Raw genomic sequence first — 21316 nt, forward strand, 5'->3', positions numbered from 1 at the left:
TCAAATAGTTGAATATATGGCATAAAATTAGTCCTTTGTATATAGGTAATAGGAATTACCATCAATCAAAAAACGAGCATCATGTTCAAAAATCATATTAAAATCGCATGGCGAAGTTTAAAGAAGCAAGCCTTTTTTACGTTCCTAAATACATTTGGTCTTGCCATAGGTATGGCTGGGGCACTAATGATTTCATTGTACATATATGATGAACTAAGCTATGATAAAATGTTTGCCGATGCAGACCGTATTTACCGAATAGATACTGATGTAAAATTTGGTGGAGCGGAAATTAAGGCAGCTGAATCAGCACCGCCAATGGCGGCAGCCTTAAAAAGAGATTATTCTCAGGTAGAATCTACAGTACGTTTCAGGACGGTGGGTAGCATGTACTTGAAAAAGGTAGGTGGTGATAAAAGTTCTAAGGAAACCCATGTAACCTATGCAGATTCCACTTTTTTCGAATTCTTTGGGATTGATTTATTGGTAGGTAACCCTAAAACTGCGTTAACAGGTACCAACTCCTTAGTGCTGACAAAAACAGCCGCAGAAAAATACTTTGGATCAACAGATGTTTTAGGGCAAGATTTACTTCTGGATAATTCCGATACCTATACAGTAACAGGGATTATTGATGATATGCCCAAAAACTCTTATTTTAACGAATACAGTGTTTTTTTGGCAATGGCAGGTAATGTTGCATCAAGAGAAGAGTTATGGGGCAGTAATAACTATTTTACGTTCATAAAATTAATACCCGGAGCATCTGTAGAAGATTTTAAAGAGCCATTACAGGGCATGCTGGAAAGGTATATGTTGCCATGGGCACAAAAATATTTTCCGGGTATGACGGCAGAATCCTTTGCGGCATCAGGTAATTACATTCGTTATCATACTATGGCGCTGACAGATATTCATTTATACTCCGATAGAAGCTCTGAAATGAATGCTACCAGTAGTATGCAGAACATATATATACTTTCATTTATAGGGCTGTTCTTGATTATTTTGGCAAGTGTAAATTTTATGAACCTATCAACGGCACACTCGTTAAAAAGAGCAAAAGAAGTTGGTGTTCGAAAAACGTTGGGTTCTAATAAAGTGCATTTGGTTTTTCAGTTTTTGACAGAATCTGGCTTAATAGCTTTTATTTCGTTAATAGCAGCGCTGTTGATCACAATGGTAGCATTGCCATTTTTCAACGGATTCACAGGTAAGTCTATTGGAATTCCATTCATACAGCCCTTATTCTGGATTGCATTACTTGCTGCAACCTTTATATTGGGCTTATTTTCTGGAAGCTATCCTGCCTTTTTCATGTCAAGATTTACTCCGGTTAAATCACTTAAAGGAGTTGGTGCTGAAAGTGTTGGCAATGGATGGGTACGAAACACTTTGGTTATTTTTCAATTTTCGATTTCCGTTTTTCTTATTGTAAGCACATTGGTAGTATTTCAACAATTAAATTATATACAGGGTAAAGATTTAGGCTTTACAAAAGACCAAGTGTTGTTGATCAACGAAACCGGTCCGTTGGGATCTAAAACCAATGCGTTTAAAGAAGAAATTCTTAAAATGGGAAATGTTGAAAATGTTACCTTAAGTAACTATTACCCTACGCCGTCATGGCGATCGGATAGTTCATTCTTTCAAGAAGGTGTTAGAAGTCAAGAAAATGCAATTCAAATGCAGACCTGGGGGGTGGATACGGATTATTTGAAGACGTTGCAGATGGATATTGTTGCGGGGCGCGATTTTAATAAGCAGTATGCCTCAGATTCAACTGCTTTGATTATTAATGAAGCCACATTGCCAATTTTGAATGCAACTGCAGAGGAAGCGTTAGGGATGCGAATTTCTGAGGAGATAGAATTGGAAGACCCTACCTACTACACCATTGTTGGGGTGGTAAAAGATTTTCATTTTAAATCGCTTCGGGAAAATATAGGAGCATTAGGAATGCATTTAGAAAATACTGCAGAAAATATGGCGGTAAGGTTAAGTGGCGGTGAATATTCAAGTTCAATTGCCGAAATCGAAAATAAGTGGAACCAAATGGCACCTGGTCAACCATTTGATTATCAGTTTATGGACGAAGCTTTTAATACCACTTATGAAGCGGAACAAAAGCTTAGCCAAATATTTTTCATTTTTACTATTCTATCCATTTTCATTGCTTGTTTGGGATTATTTGGATTAGCTGCCTTTAATGCTGAAAAGCGTACAAAAGAAATTGGCGTTAGAAAAGTGTTGGGGGCTACTGTAAGTCAGATATCATATCGGCTTACGGTAGATTTTCTAAAATTAGTAGCCGTAGCTATATTGGTTTCATTGCCTTTAGGATGGTTTATTATGAACAAATGGCTTGAAGATTTTTCATATCGAATAGAAATCGGATTTGGAATTTTTGCATTGGCAGCATTTCTAGCAATTATGGTAGCTGTAATTACGGTAAGCTATCAAAGTATAAAAGCGGCAATTGTTAACCCAGTAAAAAGTTTACGGTCAGAATGAAACATTTCAATTTTAAAACACTCTTTATAGTGGTATAAAGCAAACATCATCAATCATAAAAAACACTCATCATGTTCAAAAATTATTTGAAAATCGCCTGGCGAAACCTTTGGAAGAACAAAGGATACACCATCATAAATGTAGGCGGACTTGCCTTAGGTATGGCCGTTACTTTGATTATTGGTCTGTGGATATTAGATGAACTTTCCTATGACAATTATTTCAAGAATAAGGATAAAATAGCCCAAGTCTTTCAATCACAGACATTCAATGGGGAAACAGGAACCGGACCAGCGATTCCCAGACCTTTAGAAAAAGGTTTGCGAGATGGGTACAGTGATAATTTCAAGCATTTGGTAATGTGTTCATGGACAAATGATCACTATTTAAAATATGGAGATAAAAGCCTATCTAGACCAGGTAATTATATGCAACAGGTAGGTCCAGAGCTTTTTGGTTTAGAAATTATAAAAGGGGAGAAAGACGGACTTCGTGAAATCAACTCCATCATGTTATCGGAATCTACGGCCAATGCTTTATTTGGAAGCGAAGATCCAATCGGTAAAACGGTTACCGTAAGTAATGAGCACAAGTTAAATGTAAGTTCGGTTTACAAGGATATACCCGTAAATAATTCGTTCAATGACACCGAATTTATAATCCCGTGGGAAAAATATTTGGCGAACAACGAATGGATACGAAATGCAGAAGACCAATGGGGCAACAACTCTTTTCAAATGTTCGTTCAAATTGCCGACAACACATCATTCGAGAAAATCACTAATAGTATTAAAGATGTAAAGAAAACCCTTAATCCAGATTCGGTTGAATTTAACCCGCAGCTTTTTCTTTTTCCAATGAAAGACTGGTACCTGCGCAGTAGTTTCGAAAACGGTAAGCAAAATGGCGGTCGTATCAAGTATGTGTGGTTATTTGGTATAATCGGTGCTTTCGTATTGCTTTTAGCATGTATTAATTTCATGAATCTAAGTACCGCTAGATCTGAGAAACGCGGTAAGGAAGTAGGTATTAGAAAATCAATAGGATCGCAGAGAGGTCAATTAATTTATCAATTTTTAAGCGAGTCTTTTTTAGTTGTATTATTCGCTTTTGTAGTAGCGATACTTATTGTATTACTTACTTTAAACGGATTTAATGAACTGTCTAGAAAAGAGATTTTGTTTCCATGGGATAATGGAATGTTTTGGTTGATGTCATTAGTGTTCATCTTGTTCACATCATTATTGGCAGGTAGTTACCCCGCGCTTTATCTATCCTCTTTTAAACCAGTCGATGTTTTAAAGGGAACATTTAAAGTGGGTAAATACGCAGGGCTTCCAAGAAAAATATTGGTCGTTGTACAGTTTACGGTTTCTGTAGCTTTTATTATCGGTACTGTCATCGTAATGCAACAGATAAACTATGCCAAGAACCGCCCTGTAGGTTATGATAAAGAAGGATTGATACAGATACCTACATTCAGTCAAGATTTTGAAGGTAAATATGACTTGATGCGTAGCGAGTTTTTAGGTTCTAACGCAGTGGTAGAGATGTCAACCTCGAGTAGCCCTACCACCCAAATATGGTCTAATAGAAGTGGTTTTACTTGGGATGGTAAACCAGAAGGGTTTCAAGAAGATTTAGCATGGACGGAAGTTTCGTCAGAGTACGCAAAATCATTGAACCTTAAAATTCTGGAAGGCAGGGATTTTTCTAGAGAATTTGCAACCGATTCTTTGGGCGTATTAATCAATGAATCTGCAAAGAAATACTTAGGGTTGGAAAATCCGGTAGGTATGTTACTAAAAGATGATGATGAAGAAGACCCAGGACCACCATTGAAAATTATTGGAGTCGTTCAAGATATGATTACGCAATCACCTTACGAACCAGTAAAGCAAGGGGTTTATGTATATGATCGTTTTAATAATGCCAGTTATTATAATCTAAGATTAAACCCAAATGAGAGTGCCAGTAAAAACATTGCTACAATTGAGAGGGTTTTTAAAGAGCATTTTCCAGATATACCTTTCGAATATGAATTTGTAGATGGGCAATATGGAGAAAAATTTGCATCTGAAGAACGTATTGGCACCCTCTCTGGCATTTTTACAGCATTGGCCATCTTAATAAGTTGTTTAGGCCTTTTCGGTTTAACATCATTCGTTGCAGAACAACGTAAGAAAGAAATAGGGGTAAGAAAGGTGTTGGGTGCAAGTATATTTAATGTGTGGAATATGCTTTCGAAAGACTTTTTAAAGCTGGTAATCATCTCTTGTTTTATAGCAGTGCCCATTGCATATTTCATTATGAACGGTTGGCTTCAAGAATACCCTTACCGGGTAATCTTAAAGTGGTGGATATTCGCCTTGGCCATGGTTGGGGCGATGTTGGTAACCGTGGTTACGGTAAGTTTTCAGGCAATTAAAGCAGCAAAAGCTAATCCGGTAAAAAGTTTACGAACGGAGTAAAACTAAACAGATATGCTACATAATTATATAAAAATTGCTTTTCGAAATGTTTGGAAAAACAAGGTGTTTTCATTGATAAATATCTTAGGTCTTTCTATTGGTCTAAGTGCTGCTTTTGTAATTGGGGCTATGGTTTTTTATGACCTTTCTTTTGATAAGTTTCACCCTGATGGCGATAGAATCTATAGAGTTACTACTGCTTTTAAAAGCCCGGATGGTGATTTTTACAATGCAGGGGTAACGGTACCTCTGGCGCAAGCACTCGTAGATCTTAAAATGGAAGAATTGGAAACCGTGGCACCATTTTTCACCACGTATCCATTACATGTTCAAAATCAGGAAACAGGCGATCGATTTAAAAATCCTGAATTTGTAATCTATACCGATGCATCTTACTTTAAAACTTTTGAATATAATTGGTTAGTAGGAAATAAGGAAAGTGCTTTAGAGGAACCTAATAGGGTAGTATTATCCGAAGAACGAGCTAGAAAATATTTTCCTAATAAAGAGTTAGATGACATTTTAGGTAAGTCTGTAATGTATAATGACACAATACCAGCAACGGTATCGGGTATTGTGGCCAATTTCAATAAAAGAACAGATATTGTTTTCGAAGAATTTATCTCTTTAAAAACTGCAGCGACCCAAGATATGACCAATGCCGTAAACGAAGCTAATTGGAACAACACTAACTCTGCCTCTCAATTGTTCATTAAACTTTCGAAAAGGGCAGACCCTATAGAGGTTCAAGAAACACTTACCCAAATTGCAAAAGAACATGATGAGCCAGAAATGGTCGCTATTGGCAGAAGTAATACCTATGCCATACAGCCGCTAGCTGATATTCATTTGAATCCAGATTATGGTACGTTTGACTTCGATGATAGCCGAACAACAATGGCGGCGTTAAAAAGTTTGTTGTTATTGGCTGCCATTTTAGTCCTTTTAGGATGTATAAATTTTATCAATTTAAATACTGCCCAGGCCATACAACGCGCTAAGGAAATTGGGGTCAGAAAAACTTTGGGCAGTTCTAGAAAGCAGTTGATATTTCAGTTCTTGGGGGAAACGTTTATCTTGACTTTGGCAGCAGCTGCTCTTTCTTTTTTTCTATCGAAATGGTTACTCACATTATTTTCTGATTTTATTCCCGTAGGACTCACTTTTGAGCTTTTTTGGAATCATTGGATTGTGCTTGGTATAGTTTTGTTGCTACTTTTGGTAACGGTTTTATCAGGTTTTTATCCTGCTTTGGTCATGTCTAAATACGAACCTGTTTCGGTCCTTAAACAGCAGATTCTACCCAATTCTGACAAAGGCTCTTTAAGAAAGTATTTAACCGTATTTCAATTTGTGATTGCGCAAGTATTTATAATAGCTACGCTGATGGTGGGTAAGCAGTTGAACTATATTATGAAAAAGGACATGGGCTTTAAGACAGAAGCCATTGCGTATTTACGAACACCTTGGCGAGACACATCAGCCATTAAACGAGCCAGGTTTGTACGTCAAATGGAAGAATTGTCAGGAATTAATCAGGTTGTTCTTTCTGGAAATCCACCAGCATCATTTTCTACAATGAGTATGGGTGCTTTGTTTGTAGATGAGGAAAAGGAAGTAAATTCAGATTTACAATTAATGTATGGCAATGCTAACTATTTTGATTTATACAATTTAAAATTAGTTGCAGGTCGAATGCCATTAAATGATTCAATAAGAGAATATGTAGTCAATAGGTCTTATTTAAAAGTAATTGGAATCGAAAACCCTGAAGATGTGGTCGGTAAAAATCTAAAGGCTGACAATGAAATGCTCCCTATTGTTGGTGTTATGGAAGATTTTAATCAACATTCCTTAAAATATGGTGTAGCGCCAATGGCATTTACTGGAGGTTCTTACAGTGGAAAATGGACACAGTTTAGAACCATTCATTTTAAATTGAATAGTTTGGATACTAGTGATTGGCCAACTACTATTTCTCGTGTAGAAACCATATGGAAAGACATGTATCCAGAATCTGATTTTGAGTATAGTTTTATGGATGATACCGTAAAAAAATTTTACGAAAGTGAGCAAAAAACATCAATACTTTTACAATGGGCTACTGGTCTTGCAATTCTTATAAGTTGTTTAGGTTTGTTTGGGTTGGTTATTCATACTACAGAGCGCAGAACAAAGGAAATAGGTGTTCGTAAAATACTCGGTGCCAGTCTATTTCAACTTAATTTTTTGTTGTCTAAAGAATTTTTAAAATTAGTGTTGATTGCCTTTTTGATAGCTACGCCTATCGCGTGGTACGGACTTAATTACTGGCTAGAGGGTTTTGCGAATAAAACAACTTTAAGCTGGTGGATATTCACCTTGAGCGGGCTTGCAATGATTTTGATAGCACTTTTGATTATGAGTGTTAAAACAATTGCATCAGCGAATACAAACCCAGTAAAAAGTTTACGAACAGAATAGAGATTACTATTTCTTAATCTACAATTAGCCAATACTAGTGCTGAGTGATACTGAAATAATGAACAACTAAAAACAAAATAATGCTATTACAATTAAATAATATTTTCAAATGGGTACAGCAAGGTGGTCAGCGTATATTCTTACTAAAAGATATTAATCTAGAAGTAGAAGAAGGGGAGTTTATTTCCATTATGGGACCGTCTGGTTCAGGGAAGTCAACCTTACTTAATGTCATTGGTATGTTAGATACTTTTGACGAAGGAGAGTATGATTTTTTAAGCGAATCAGTACACACTTTAAAAGAAAAATACCGTACTAATTTATATAAAGAATATATTGGTTTTGTTTTTCAATCGTATCATTTATTGGATGACCTTACGGTTGAGGAAAATTTAGAAATGCCCTTGTTATATAAAAAGGTGAAGGGCTCTGAACGAAAGGCTTTGGTGGCAGATATGTTAGACAGGTTTAATTTTGTGGGTAAAAAAGATTTGTTTCCCAGTCAATTGAGTGGGGGCCAACAACAACTGGTGGGTGTTGCCCGTGCATTGATCGGCAAGCCAAAACTGATTTTAGCAGATGAACCTACCGGAAATTTAAATTCACAACAAAGTGAAGAAATCATGGAGCTTTTTAAAAGGCTTAATAAGGAAGAGGGTGTAACTATTATTCAAGTGACTCACTCAGAAAAAAATGCTGCGTACGGATCAAGAATCATTAATTTATTAGACGGTAGGCAGATAGGGTTATAATTAGATTCTTTATGTAAGTTCGATTTTCTTATTTCTAAAAAAAAATTACCAGAATTAATCTGTATACCCCTTAGGATGCATTTCATCAAAATCGGTTTGGTCTTGAAAAGCTTTTGCCAATAGTAAAATACTAGCTTCATCGTACAAATTACCAACAAGGGTAATACTTGTAGGGTGTTTTTCTTTATCAAGCCCTGTTGGAATAGCGATAACAGGATGCCCAGTTAGATTTGTAATGATCAATTGTTTATTGCCGAAGGTTGGAGAAATAAGAATGTCATAATTTTTCATGATACCTTCCATTTTCTCAATTAGTACTTGGCGGTGCCTATTGGCCTGTAAATATTCCACAGCTGGTATAAAGCGAGCTTGGCGCAATGAATTGGCTCTTGAACTTTGGTTTTGTTCTACCATTTTATCAACGTTTCTTGATTGCACTAGGTCGTCAAAAAAAGCACCTGCCTCTGCTCTTAAAATCACATCAAAACTATTATAGGGCACATCTTCTGGTAATTCAATTTCATTTAAGGTTATTCCCATTTTCTTAAAAGATTCTATAGCTTTTTCTAAATTAGGTTTACTTAGCGAAGTATCTTTTTCGATGTCCTTTTTTAGATAGGCCACCCGAAGAGATTTGATATCTTTTTTAGGTTCAAAACCATCAGGAAAATCTGTGGTCGTACCATCTTTCGGATCCTTTCCGGTAATAATACTATAAACTATCGCACAATCTTCTGCACTTCTTGCCATGGGGCCAACTTTGTCCATAGACCAACTCAAACTCATAATTCCGTGTCTACTTACCCTCCCATAGGTGGGGCGTAATCCTGTAATTCCGTTTCTAGTACTTGGTGAGGTTATTGAACCTAATGTTTCTGTTCCCAAAGCAAAAGGTACCAACCCAGCAGAAGTTGCAGAACCTGAACCTGCAGATGATCCTGAGGCACCTTGTTCCGTATCCCAAGGGTTTTTTGTATTTCCACCGAACCACACATCACCTCGAGCCAAAGAACCGGAAACCAGTTTGGCAATTAAAACACCACCTGCATTTTGTAATTTTTCAACTACGGTTGCAGTCATCTCAATTTGTTGGTCTTTATATGGTTCGGCGCCCCAAGTGGTTTTGTAGCCTTCAACTGCCATTAAATCTTTTACGCCGTATGGTATTCCGTGTAATATGCCTCTGTATTGGCCATCAGCTAATTCTTGATCCATCTTTTTTGCTTGTTCCAAGGCCATTTCCTCTGTAATGGTAATAGTGCATTGTAGAATAGGATTGTACTTTTTTAATCGGGCTATGAAAAATTCAGTCAATTTTAAAGAACTTATTTTTTTGTATTTAATTAATGAAGCAAGTTGTGGAATGTTATAAAAAGCTAAGTCAGCTACATTTTCTGGTAGCTGAACATTTTCAGCAATTTCCCAATCTGGAAATCCGGCCTGTAGTCTCGGTATAAAGTTTAGGGGTATAGGATTGAACTGAATCGCTGGAAAAACGTCATTATCCAAAGTATATTTACGTAACGTATCGAAACCTTCTTTATTAAGTTTAAGGTAAGGATAAAGCGTGTCAATATATTTTTTATCAAAATCGAGGCCTATTAATTTTTGTGACCTAACAACATCTTTTTTAGAAAACTCAGATTTTGAACTTGAGCAGGCTACGGTCATTAATACGATTGAACTTAAGGCTAAGAGTTGAATGGTTTTTTTGGTGGGCAGATACATGCTGGATATAATTTTTAGTCGTGTTCTAAATTACAATTTTTGTCTAGCTTGTATTCTAGTCTTGATTATAATTGAACAAGAAATTATTTTCTAGTAATAAAAGGTTCTATTTATGATGGCATCTTCATTTTCAATACATGAACTTCATAATCTCCCATCTAAGGATTATCTTTGTTGTTTAGAATGAATTCATATAATGAAGATAGATAAAAAGGACATTTTGAAGGCTTTGGAACATATTACGGTTCCTGGTGAAGGTCAGAATATGGTAGATAGTGGTGCGGTAACCAATATTCAGATATTTGGCGATGAGGTTGAGGTTGATATTACCATTAAAAACCCTAGTCTACAAGCCCGGAAAAAGACAGAGGTCGAGATTTTAAAAATAATCCATAAAGAGGTTTATGCGAAAGCAAAGATCAAGATTAACGTTAAAGTAGAGGTCCCAGATACTAAGCCTAAAAGAGCAAATGAAATAAAGGGAAAAGCAATTCCTGGTATTTCTAATATAATCGCGGTGGCTTCAGGTAAGGGTGGAGTAGGTAAATCTACTGTTACAGCAAACCTAGCAGTTACTTTGTCTAAAATGGGCTTTAAAGTAGGGTTGTTAGATGCCGATATTTATGGGCCATCGATGCCAATTATGTTCGATGTAGCCAATGAAAAGCCATTGGCCGTAAATGTAGATGGTAAATCTAAAATGAAACCTGTAGAAAGTTTCGGGGTAAAATTATTATCAATAGGCTTTTTTACACAAAGAGATCAAGCGGTAATTTGGAGAGGGCCAATGGCTTCCAAAGCACTAAATCAAATGATATTTGATGCACATTGGGGCGATTTAGATTTTATGCTGATTGATTTACCGCCAGGAACGGGCGATATTCATTTGAGCATCATGCAAGCTTTGCCAATAACTGGGGCAGTTGTGGTAAGTACACCTCAAGAAGTTGCTCTTGCAGATGCTAGAAAGGGAGTAGCAATGTTTCAGCAAGAATCTATAAATGTACCGGTGTTAGGTATCATAGAAAATATGGCCTATTTTACACCAGCGGAGTTGCCAGAAAATAAATACTATATATTTGGTAAAAAAGGAGCAAAACATCTTGCAGAAGATTTAAAAGTGCCTTTCCTTGGTGAAATACCATTGGTGCAGAGTATACGCGAGGCGGGTGATGTAGGTAGACCTGCGGCATTACAAAGTGGCACACCAGTGGAGGTTGCTTTTGAAGAAATCACAAGGCAAGTAGTAAGTGAGGTTGTTGGAAGAAATAAGACACTGCCACCGACCGAAGCAATAAAAATTACAACAATGGCAGGATGTTCTGCTATTAAGAAAAAATAGATATGACATCGGAAGAACTAACATTGAATGTTGAAAAAGCATTAGAGGAAATTAGACCTTTTTTACAAAGTGATGGAGGTGATATTACGTTGATTTCTGTTGAAGATTATTCCGTAAAAGTAAGATTGGAGGGAGCCTGTGTTGGGTGCAGCGTTAATCAGATGACATTGAAAAGTGGTGTGGAAATGACGATCAAAAAATACGCACCACAAATTGAAGAGGTGATTAATGTAGTAGGTGTATAACCTGAGATATGTCATTATATATTATGAAGCATAACAATAACTTTGAAGGGTATTAAAAATACTTTTTTTAATGATTAAGACCGATATACTTATAATTGGCGCGGGACCTACGGGTCTTTTCGCAGTTTTTGAAGCAGGACTATTAAAATTAAAATGCCATTTAATCGATGCGCTACCTCAAGCAGGTGGGCAGTGTTCTGAAATCTATCCTAAGAAACCTATTTACGATATTCCCGGTTTTCCAGAAGTTTTGGCAGGCGATTTGGTAGATAATCTTATGGAACAGATTAAGCCATTTCAACCAGGTTTTACCTTGGGTGAGCGCGCTGAAACTATTCTAAAACTAGAAGACGGTTCTTTTGTGGTAACCACTAATAAAGGCACGAAACACCATGCACCAATTGTAGCAATTGCAGGTGGTTTAGGGAGTTTTGAGCCTAGAAAACCACTATTGGAAAATTTGACAAAATTTGAAGATAATGGGGTTGCCTATATGATCAAGAATCCTGAAGTCTATCGCGATAAAAAAGTGGTCATTGCCGGTGGTGGTGATTCTGCTCTCGATTGGAGTATTTTCTTATCTAATGTTGCATCAGAAGTCACCTTGGTTCATAGAAGAAATGAATTTAGGGGAGCTTTAGACTCCGTTGAAAAAGTACAAGAACTAAAAAATCAAGGAAAAATCAACCTTGTTACCCCGGGAGAAATTATAGGGTTAAATGGAACGAATTCACTGGAGTCTGTTTTAATTCGTAAGACTACTGATGCTAAAGAGGATATCACCTTAACTGTTGATGCTTTTATTCCTTTATTCGGACTATCTCCTAAACTTGGGCCCATTGATGACTGGGGATTAGAGATAGAGAAAAATGCAATCAAAGTAGATACATTTGATTATCAAACCAATATACCCGGTATTTATGCAATTGGGGATGTAAATACATATCCTGGCAAATTAAAATTGATTCTTTGTGGCTTTCATGAAGCAACTTTAATGTGCCAAAGTGCATTTCAAAAAATATTTCCGGATAAGAAATATGTCATGAAGTATACTACGGTAGGTGGGGTAGAAGGTTTTGACGGTAGTAAGAAAGAATCGCCAAAAGCAGTCGTGAAGGCGATAGAATAAATGAATTATAATGATATGCTGAGCGATGTAAAACGAGTACAATGCTATTGGCTTAAAAAAGTGTTACTTAATGACTGATATTAAAATTACTATAATTGACCGAGAGGGCATTTCACATGAAATCGATGCACCAACAGATATGAATATGAATTTAATGGAAGTAGTTCGTTCGTACGAATTAGCTCCAGAAGGGACAATAGGTATTTGTGGTGGTATGGCGATGTGTGCATCTTGTCAATGTTATGTGTTATCCGATCACGAACTTCCTGAGATGGGTGATGATGAGGAAGCTATGTTGTCAGAGGCATTTAATGTAAAAGATAATTCACGATTAGGTTGCCAATTACATATTTCTGAAGATATGGATGGGCTAAAAGTAGAGCTAGCTCCAGAAGAGGCTTAATACCATTTATTGAAATGTACATTTTAGTGACGAAGTAATCTGTTGAATTGGCGTTCTGAAGATTCACCATGGCGCCAAAACTTAAAAAAGAATTTTTATTTTCCAACAGCAAACAACCAAATTATATCCTCGCCTGATATGTAAACAAGTTATGGTACCTTCCTTCCGTTGCAATCAATTCATCATGTGTTCCTTGCTCTGCAATACGTCCGTTTTCAATTACCAAAATTTGGTCAGCTTTTCTAATGGTACTTAAGCGGTGTGCGATAACAAAGGTGGTTCTGCCTTTAGTAAGTTCTGCTAAACTTTTCTGAATTAATGCTTCACTTTCCGTATCAAGGTTAGAAGTTGCTTCATCCAATATTAAAATTCTTGGGTTGGCCAACACAGCTCTTGCTATGGCAATACGTTGTCGTTGTCCGCCAGATAATTTAACACCTCGTTCACCAATCAATGTTTCTAATCCGTCATCAAAACGGTCTGTAAATTCATTTACATAAGCAGCATTTACTGCTGCGGTCAATTCTTCCTCTGTTGCATCAGGTCTCGGGAAAAGAATGTTCTGGCGTATAGTGCCTTCAAAAAGAAATTCATCTTGTAAAACGACCCCTAGATGTTTTCTAAAGCTACCTAAGTTCACTTTAGAGATATCTTCCCCATCAACGGTAATTACACCTGATTGTGGGTTCAAAAAAGTCGCAGCCAACCCTGCAATAGTACTTTTGCCAGAACCTGAACTACCGACCAAAGCAATAACCTCTCCCGATCTTGCTTCAAAACTTATGTTATGTAGCACTTCTTTGTCCTCTTCATAGGCAAATGACACATCATTAAAAACGATATGGCCTTCTAGGTTTTTCAGTATTTCGGTACGATTTTCTTCATCAGATTCAGGAGTCATATTCATCAGTTCTTCGGTACGGTCTAAACCGGCCAATGCTTCTGTAAGTTGACTGCCAATATTGCTCATTTGAACAATAGGAGCCACCATAAGACCCAGCAAGAAGGTAAAGGTCAAGAAATCACCAATGGTCAATTCACCCATCATTATTTTGTAACCTCCAATTCCCATAATACCTGTAGTTGCCAACCCTAATAAAAAAGTAGATGAGCTTGTCATAAAAGCAGTTGCAGTCAAACTCTTCTTCACATTTTGAAAAAGACGTTCTACACCTTCCTCAAAAATTCTATTTTCTTGTTCCTCGGCATTAAAACCTTTAATTACACGGACACCGCCTAAAGTTTCGGTTAGCCGACCTGTTACTTCCGCATTTATTTTTCCTCTATTCCTAAATATGGGGCGAATAACTTTAAATGCCTTTAATGCAATTAAAGCAAAAATAGCCAAGGGTATTAAAGTGAAAATAGTCATTGTCCAACTAATTCGGAGTAGTAATATCAAGGATACTATAGCTGTTATAGTGCCACCAACGAGTTGTACTAATCCAGTTCCTATTAAATTACGAACACCTTCAACATCGCTCATAATTCGAGAAACCAATGCTCCTGATTTCGTATTATCGAAAAATCGAATAGGTAATGAAAGAACCTTCTTTTGTACTTGTGCCCTCAGCTCTGATATTAAATATTGAGCCTGAACACTTAGTATTTTTGTTAGTAAAAAAGAAGTAACCGCTTGCACTAATATTGCCAAACCAACGGAAAGTACCAGAATTTTTAAAAGGTCTACATTTTTATTGGGTATAATATCATCCATTAAATACTTAAGGGATAAGGGTGCTACAAAACTTGCAGCTTTACTGATTACGATTAACAGTAATCCTATGAAGACTAGCTTTCGTCTGGGCCAAATGATAGTTTTAAATGCGGAAAGTATAGTTACTTTTTTTTCTGACATGAAAAGGAGATTTTAAAAGTCTGCAAGTTACTTCAATTCTAAAGATTTGAATGTTTATTGATAAGGTTTTGAAATTGGGGTATAGTATCGATAAAGGTTTTTATATTTGAGTGTCGGTATCTATCTAGCCATGAGCAATAAAATTCTCATACTCTTTCTTTTATTAAGCTCAGTGCATGCTAATGCCCAGCAACAGTATTATGAGTTACAGGAGTTTGTGACAGATAGTGCACATATATTTACTCAAGAACAGGTGGAAGGTCTGAATCAAAAATTGGTATATTTTGAAGATGCAACCACCAATCAGCTAGTTGTGGTTGCTATAGGAGAATTGGGTTTTGATACCATTGAAACATATGCCAATGGACTTTTCAATGAAAATGGAATTGGACAAGAAGGTAAAGACAATGGTTTGTTGATTTTATTTTCAGAATTGGATAGAGAGGTGAGAATAGAAGTGGGTTATGGTTTAGAACCTTATATTACAGACGCCGTCGCTTCAAGAATTATAAGAAATACCATGATTCCTAATTTTAAGGAGGAGAAATATTTTCAAGGTATAAATGAAGCTACAGATCAATTAATAGAATTTTTAAATAACCCGGATGCTTTAGAAGAATTTAAAAAAGAGATAGCCGACGAAGAAGATAACGACCAGCTTATCGGGTATCTATTTCTTGGTTTTTTCCTTTTGATTTTTACCTCCGTAGGTGGATTGTTCTTCTATAAGAGCTATAAAAATATAATAGAAGTTTTTAGGGGAATTTTTATGGGTAAACTAGGAGTCATACCTGGATTTTTTATGATTGTAGCTGGGTCTCTGTCAAGCATTTTTGGACTGATTTTTATGGTGGTTCCGCTAGTTATAGCTTACAGTATATATGCGTCTAACCATGAAGCCGCTAAACAGGTTTTTGATGAGCCAACTGTTCTACTGTGGTTGTTATTACCATATTTTGGCATTGCAGCAATCATAGCTTTTATAAAAATTAAGGTGTTGGGTAAAGAAGAATTGGGTATATCTTGGTTAAAAAACGATAAAATATATTATAGAAAAACATTCTCTTCTTCAGGAACACATTCATTTAGTTCGGGTAGTGGTTCTTCAGGTGGTAGTTCCAGTTCTTTTTCTGGCGGAGGAGGAAGTTCTGGCGGCGGGGGCTCTAGTGGAAGCTGGTAAATTTCAAGTACATTTAAAATAACATTTATTAAAAATAGATAAAAGTACAATTATGAAAAGAATTACATACTTGTTGTTATTCGTTTTGGTTATTGCGTGTAAGGCAGAAAGACCGAATAATCCGGAAGCTGAGAAATGGAAAGCTCAGGCAGAGAATATTGAAATTATTAGAGACGATTATGGTGTTCCACATATTTATGGTAAAACGGATGCTGATGCTGTATTCGGATTATTATATGCGCAGTGTGAAGACGATTTTAACCGAGTAGAACAGAATTATATATGGGCAACCGGCAGACTTGCGGAAGTAGATGGGGAAGAAGCGTTGTATAGTGATTTGCGGGCTAAATTATTCATGAATGAAGCAGAGGCGAAAGCTAATTATGAAAAGAGTCCCGATTGGTTAAGGAAATTGTGTGATGCCTTTGCAGATGGGGTTAATTATTATCTCTACACGCATCCTGAAGTAAAACCAAGGTTATTAACACATTTTGAACCTTGGATGCCCATGTATTTTAGCGAAGGTTCAATAGGTGGGGATATTGAGCGAATTTCAACAGAAAAAATGGCGGCTTTTTATGAAAGTGATATGGCATTGCCAGAGATGGAAATACTGCAAATGAAAAAGAAAAAGGAAGCAGAAGAACCGCAAGGGTCTAACGGAATCGCAATTTCAGGAAAATTAACGCAGTCAGGTAATCCGTTGTTATTGATTAATCCACATACTTCATTTTATTTTAGGGGGGAAGTTCATGTGGTTTCAGAGGAAGGATTGAATGCCTACGGAGCGGTAACCTGGGGGCAATTTTTCGTATACCAAGGGTTCAATGAAAAGACGGGTTGGATGCATACCTCGACCTACACCGATGTTATGGATGAATTTAAGGAGACCATTGTTAAGAATGATGATAATTTGTTATATCAATATGGAGAGGAATTACGCCCAGTAACATCATCTGAAATAGTGCTTAAATATATTGATGGTGCTGAGCTAAAAGAAAAAAAGTATCCTACTTATAGAACGCACCACGGACCAATAACGCATGTTGTAGATGGCCAATGGACAGCTTCTGCAATGATGTGGGAGCCTGTGAAAGCACTTGAACAGTCTTTTGTAAGAACGAAACAAAATGGATATAAAGGCTTTCGCGATATGATGGACATTCGCACTAATTCAAGTAATAATACCGTGTATGCGGATGCCGAGGGGAATATTGCTTATTTCCACGGAAATTTTGTTCCGAAAAGAGATGAAATGTTTAATTATGAAGAGCCTGTTGACGGTAGTAATCCTAAAACCGACTGGCAAGGGTTGCACACGGTAGATGAAAATATTTTGGTATTGAATCCGGAAAATGGATGGATTCAGAATTGTAATTCTACGCCCTATACTTCGGCATTGGAGTTCAGTCCGAAAAAAGAGAATTATCCCAATTATATGTCGAAAGACCAAGAAAATTTTAGGGGTGTGCATGCCATTGAATTACTAACGGATAGAAAAGAATATACCATCGATAGTTTAATTCAACTAGCTCATGACCCGTATTTACCAGCTTTTAAGGCTCTAATTCCTGGTTTGGTAAAAGCATATGATGCTAGCCCAAAAAAGGAATTAAAAGAAGCGATTGAGGTGTTTCGCAATTGGGACTATAAAACTTCAAAAGAATCTGTAGCGATGACTTTAGCACATTTCTATGGCACCTTAAATTACCAAAAAGCAGTTCGACCAAAGGGTCTTAATAGTATGGAGTTGGTCGAATATTGGGGAAGTGATTCTCCTAATACCGAAAAGCTGGCGGTATTTAAAGAAACTATAAAAATTTTAAATGATGATTTTGGAACATGGAAAATGCCTTGGGGCGAAGTCAACCGATACCAACGTTTAAATGGTGATATTAGGCAAGCCTTCAATGATGGTTTACCTAGTATTGGTGTAGGTTTTGCTTCGGGAACTTGGGGTGCTTTAGCTGCTTATGGGGCAAGATATACTGCACCTGGCGCTAAAAAAATATACGGTACACGAGGCAATAGTTTTGTGGCCGCGGTAGAATTTGGGGATAAAGTAAAAGCAAAAACCATTTTGGCAGGCGGACAAAGTGGTGATCCAACATCACCTCATTTTGACGATCAAACCGAAAAGTATCTAAACATAGATTGGAAGGATGCGGCTTATTATCGAGAAGATGTATTAAAAAGAGCGCAAGAAACATATACTCCAGGGAAAAGATAATATTTAAGCGTATTGGTATGTACTAATGGTAGGTATATCCAATAAAGAGAAGTAGTAGACCTACATAGATTCTTTGGTTACAATCAACGTAGCTTTCGAACCTGCGGATAGAAGCCATTTGTTCGAATAAATTAATTCTCCTTTATCATTATACACATCGACCTGGGCAGTATTTGGTGCAGAAGACCCGTGATTTAGTGCTTCGAAATCTAGACGATTGAAACCATCTTGCAAATCGACATTCACTCCTTTAAATGCACCGGTAAGTAATAGATTTGGCTCTACAACCATGTCGTTCATGTAGATTTTAACGCGATCACCATCTACATATTCATGATCTCTACAAACAATACCTATAAATTTTCCACTGCTTTTAACGTCTCCTAAATACTGGTCAGCAAAAAATTGTCCTGACCCACCCAAGCGTTCACCAGGACCAATTCGAGGGTCAATTTTCAATCCTGTGCCTGCTTGTACCAATTCTTCATCCCGTAACATTTTAACAGGATTAGGGTCTGTCATGTTTAAATTTGGCTGCTCTTTAATAAGAGAAGGCATATTTAATACAGGACCCGCACTTGGTTTTCCTAAAGGCTCAATAGGATTTGCACTTTCAATTTTAAGTGGCTTAGACGTAGGTAAATCTGTTTGTGCGGAAACGATAACCACGTTAAAACAGAATAAAATAATAGAAAGAAAAAAAAGTTTCCTCATTTGGTTATCAATATGATGAAATAAAGATAACAAATACCCTGCCATGCGTACTTAAGGCTTCGTTAAATTAACTTCGATACTATGATTATTCGATAAACGAAGTATAATTATTTTAAATTTCTTTTTAAAAAGTCGATAAAATTACCATTCATGATTTTTTCTATATCCTGTTGGGCATATCCTCTGTTTTCTAACAAACCCACTATTTTTTGAAGGTCGGCAATAGTGTCAACATCCGCCGGCCCTTGTTCTTTTCCAAAACCGCCATCAAGGTCAGAGCCTATACCGACATGGTCTGCATTTCCAGAAAGTTGACATATATGGTCAATATTATCTAGTATTTGATGTAAACTTACATTAGCAGATTCAGGTGTAGATACTCCGCGTTCCCATGTTGCCGTCATCATCCAAGCATCTAAAACAACTCCAACTACGCCTTTTCGAGCTATGATTTCTTTTAGCTGCTCATCGGTAAATTGCCTATGATGATTTACTAATGCTCTACAATTATTATGGCTCGCCCAAAGAGGACCGTCATAATTCACCATAGTCTCCCAAAAGCTTAGGTCACATAAGTGGGTGACATCTAATATAATTCCTAATCGTTGAATTTCTTTTAATAGTTCTCTTCCTTTCGTACCAATGCCACCTACAGAATTTGTGCCATGAGCATATGTTCCAGGGCCATAATGAGCAGGTCCAATTGCGCGAAGACCTAGGTCATACGATTTTTGTAAGTAAGATATGTCGACTATAGAATCTGCTCCCTCAAGGCTTAGTAAATAACCAATCGGCTTTTTTCCTTCATCAGATTTCCAAAGTTCTAGGTGGGCATCAAGTTCAGTTCTGTTAGTAATCTGTACCATTTCTCCTAAATCTTCCATACTCTTGTACCAAGCCAATTGTCCCTGCGTATGTGCCCAAGCCTGCTGAGGTGATTTCCATCCTGGTAAGGTGTTGTCCTTGTGTACATAACGTGCAATTTGGGTAGCCATACAGAGTCCGATATTTCCTTCTCTCATTGCCTCTAATGAAACCGTGTTGTTGCCACGACCTGGCTTATCGGTTAAACCCTGTTCACTTTTTCGTATTTCTTCTATTGACCAAGTAAGGTCACGATTCCAGTCCATTGCATTCATGGACAGGTCTAAATGTGCATCAAATATGAACATAACTAAATAGTTAATTTATGGGTTCTGGCTGTTACTTTCCAATGGTCGATAACAGCTTCATCTTTTACAACCGTTAAGGTATCGTACTTTGCTACTGTAGGGCAAATATGTTTTGGTATAGCATAATGTACATCACCAATTTCTGGCATTGTCAAATCATCATATTCTACCACTAAATGTTCTTCTGATTGACTAATTTGGTTACTGTGCTCAAGGTCTAGAAATTCAATCCGTGGAAAAGGCATTTCTGGCGCTATTGATTTATGTCCCAAATCAAAACATAAGATGCCAGTAGTTGGTTTGCTGATAATTCGAGTTAATAGAACAGCGGCTGGTAGAAAGTTCATCTCCGGAAATTGACTGCCGTAGCCTGAATCCCATAATAGGGTTGTGCCCGGACTAGATTCTACATTTTTGCGCTTGCAGTGAAAAGGAAAAGTCGGAGACCCACCAGCAACGATTTTTGGGCTAGGAATGTCTTGGTGTTCCAAAGATTTTTTTAATAATTCGACCTCTTCAAAAGCAGCATTACAATCTGCCTCTCTTATTTTTGGATCAGTATTTCTTATATGACCATCATAAACATGTAGGCCTTCTGCTATTAAATAGGGATGGTTATGAATCTGCTTAAATAATTCTAACGCTTTTTTATCAGGAGCAATACCTGTTCTGTTCATCCCATTATTAATATCAACCCAAAGATGAATTTTGATATTATTTGCCTCTGCTAAATCTCCTAAAATAGTAACCATTGTCTCGTTATCGACTATGGTAGAAAATTTTGAATTCGGGTATTGTTTTGTTAATTGAATAAACCGTTGAGCATTTGGCCCAATTGGTTGCATGGCCAACAAAATATCTAGTGCATTACAATCACCTAGTAATTCAGCCTCTGCGATGGTAGCGCATTTGAATTTCTTAATTCCGCGTTCCATCTGCATGTGTATGATATTCGCGTTCTTATATGTTTTTACATGAGGACGCAGACGATCTACATCACCAATCATAGAAATCATTAATTCAATATTATGTTGAATTCTATCAGGATAGACCAACAAAGAAGGGGATATAACTTCCTCTGTATTATTCAAAGAATACCAATCGTTGTTTTGCAT

At 36.9% G+C, this 21316-nt stretch carries 15 protein-coding genes; 10 read left to right on the top strand and 5 right to left on the bottom strand.

The window, feature by feature from the left end; translation table 11 throughout:
* Positions 1–81: 81 nt before the first annotated feature.
* The 4 genes from AACZ49_RS01365 to AACZ49_RS01380 all read left to right on the top strand — a co-directional run bounded on the left by AACZ49_RS01365 (position 82) and on the right by AACZ49_RS01380 (position 8200).
* Positions 82–2514, top strand: coding sequence for an ABC transporter permease (locus AACZ49_RS01365; protein ID WP_339650798.1), 2433 nt, complete (start codon positions 82–84; stop codon positions 2512–2514).
* A 71-nt stretch (positions 2515–2585) separates the two neighbouring features.
* Positions 2586–4985, top strand: coding sequence for an FtsX-like permease family protein (locus tag AACZ49_RS01370; RefSeq protein ID WP_339650799.1), 2400 nt, complete (start codon positions 2586–2588; stop codon positions 4983–4985).
* A gap of 12 nt (positions 4986–4997) precedes the next feature.
* On the top strand, positions 4998–7448 hold the full coding sequence (locus tag AACZ49_RS01375) for an FtsX-like permease family protein (RefSeq protein ID WP_339650800.1): 2451 nt from the start codon (positions 4998–5000) through the stop codon (positions 7446–7448).
* An 80-nt stretch (positions 7449–7528) separates the two neighbouring features.
* On the top strand, positions 7529–8200 hold the full coding sequence (locus tag AACZ49_RS01380) for an ABC transporter ATP-binding protein (protein WP_339650802.1): 672 nt from the start codon (positions 7529–7531) through the stop codon (positions 8198–8200).
* A 54-nt stretch (positions 8201–8254) separates the two neighbouring features.
* On the opposite strand, the gene AACZ49_RS01385 is transcribed toward AACZ49_RS01380, so the two are convergent.
* Entirely contained in the window at positions 8255–9928 is a 1674-nt protein-coding gene (locus AACZ49_RS01385) for an amidase (RefSeq protein WP_339650804.1), read from the bottom strand.
* Positions 9929–10124: 196 nt separating this feature from the next.
* Between AACZ49_RS01385 and AACZ49_RS01390 the strand changes: the two genes are divergently transcribed.
* From AACZ49_RS01390 to AACZ49_RS01405, 4 genes are all read left to right on the top strand, one after another.
* Positions 10125–11270 carry an Mrp/NBP35 family ATP-binding protein gene (locus AACZ49_RS01390; RefSeq protein WP_339650806.1) on the top strand — a complete coding sequence of 382 codons (1146 nt, stop codon included), beginning with the start codon at positions 10125–10127 and terminating at the stop codon, positions 11268–11270.
* A gap of 2 nt (positions 11271–11272) precedes the next feature.
* Positions 11273–11515: a NifU family protein gene (locus AACZ49_RS01395; RefSeq protein WP_339650807.1), complete on the top strand. Its 243-nt coding sequence runs from the start codon at positions 11273–11275 to the stop codon at positions 11513–11515.
* 70 nt (positions 11516–11585) lie between these two features.
* A complete protein-coding gene (locus AACZ49_RS01400) occupies positions 11586–12644 on the top strand; it encodes an NAD(P)/FAD-dependent oxidoreductase (RefSeq protein WP_339650809.1) in 1059 nt (352 codons plus the stop codon).
* Positions 12645–12714: 70 nt separating this feature from the next.
* Entirely contained in the window at positions 12715–13047 is a 333-nt protein-coding gene (locus AACZ49_RS01405) for a ferredoxin (protein ID WP_339650810.1), read from the top strand.
* A 121-nt stretch (positions 13048–13168) separates the two neighbouring features.
* Here AACZ49_RS01405 and AACZ49_RS01410 read toward each other — a convergent pair whose 3' ends face one another.
* The gene (locus AACZ49_RS01410; RefSeq protein WP_339650812.1) at positions 13169–14905 is read right to left on the bottom strand and encodes an ABC transporter ATP-binding protein; all 1737 of its coding nucleotides are present in this window, start codon (positions 14903–14905) and stop codon (positions 13169–13171) included.
* Between the two features lie 130 nt (positions 14906–15035).
* Here AACZ49_RS01410 and AACZ49_RS01415 point away from each other — a divergent pair, with 130 nt between their 5' ends.
* Entirely contained in the window at positions 15036–16085 is a 1050-nt protein-coding gene (locus AACZ49_RS01415) for a TPM domain-containing protein (RefSeq protein ID WP_339650814.1), read from the top strand.
* Positions 16086–16137: 52 nt separating this feature from the next.
* Positions 16138–18315: an acylase gene (locus AACZ49_RS01420; RefSeq protein ID WP_339650817.1), complete on the top strand. Its 2178-nt coding sequence runs from the start codon at positions 16138–16140 to the stop codon at positions 18313–18315.
* 60 nt (positions 18316–18375) lie between these two features.
* Here AACZ49_RS01420 and AACZ49_RS01425 read toward each other — a convergent pair whose 3' ends face one another.
* The 3 genes from AACZ49_RS01425 to AACZ49_RS01435 form a co-directional block, all read right to left on the bottom strand.
* Positions 18376–19029 carry a hypothetical protein gene (locus AACZ49_RS01425; protein WP_339650819.1) on the bottom strand — a complete coding sequence of 218 codons (654 nt, stop codon included), beginning with the start codon at positions 19027–19029 and terminating at the stop codon, positions 18376–18378.
* Positions 19030–19136: 107 nt separating this feature from the next.
* A complete protein-coding gene (locus AACZ49_RS01430) occupies positions 19137–20201 on the bottom strand; it encodes a membrane dipeptidase (protein WP_339650822.1) in 1065 nt (354 codons plus the stop codon).
* A 2-nt stretch (positions 20202–20203) separates the two neighbouring features.
* A complete protein-coding gene (locus AACZ49_RS01435; protein WP_339650824.1) occupies positions 20204–21316 on the bottom strand; it encodes a D-TA family PLP-dependent enzyme in 1113 nt (370 codons plus the stop codon).

The sequence above is a fragment of the uncultured Maribacter sp. genome (assembly GCF_963975365.1).
Lineage (GTDB): Bacteria > Bacteroidota > Bacteroidia > Flavobacteriales > Flavobacteriaceae > Maribacter.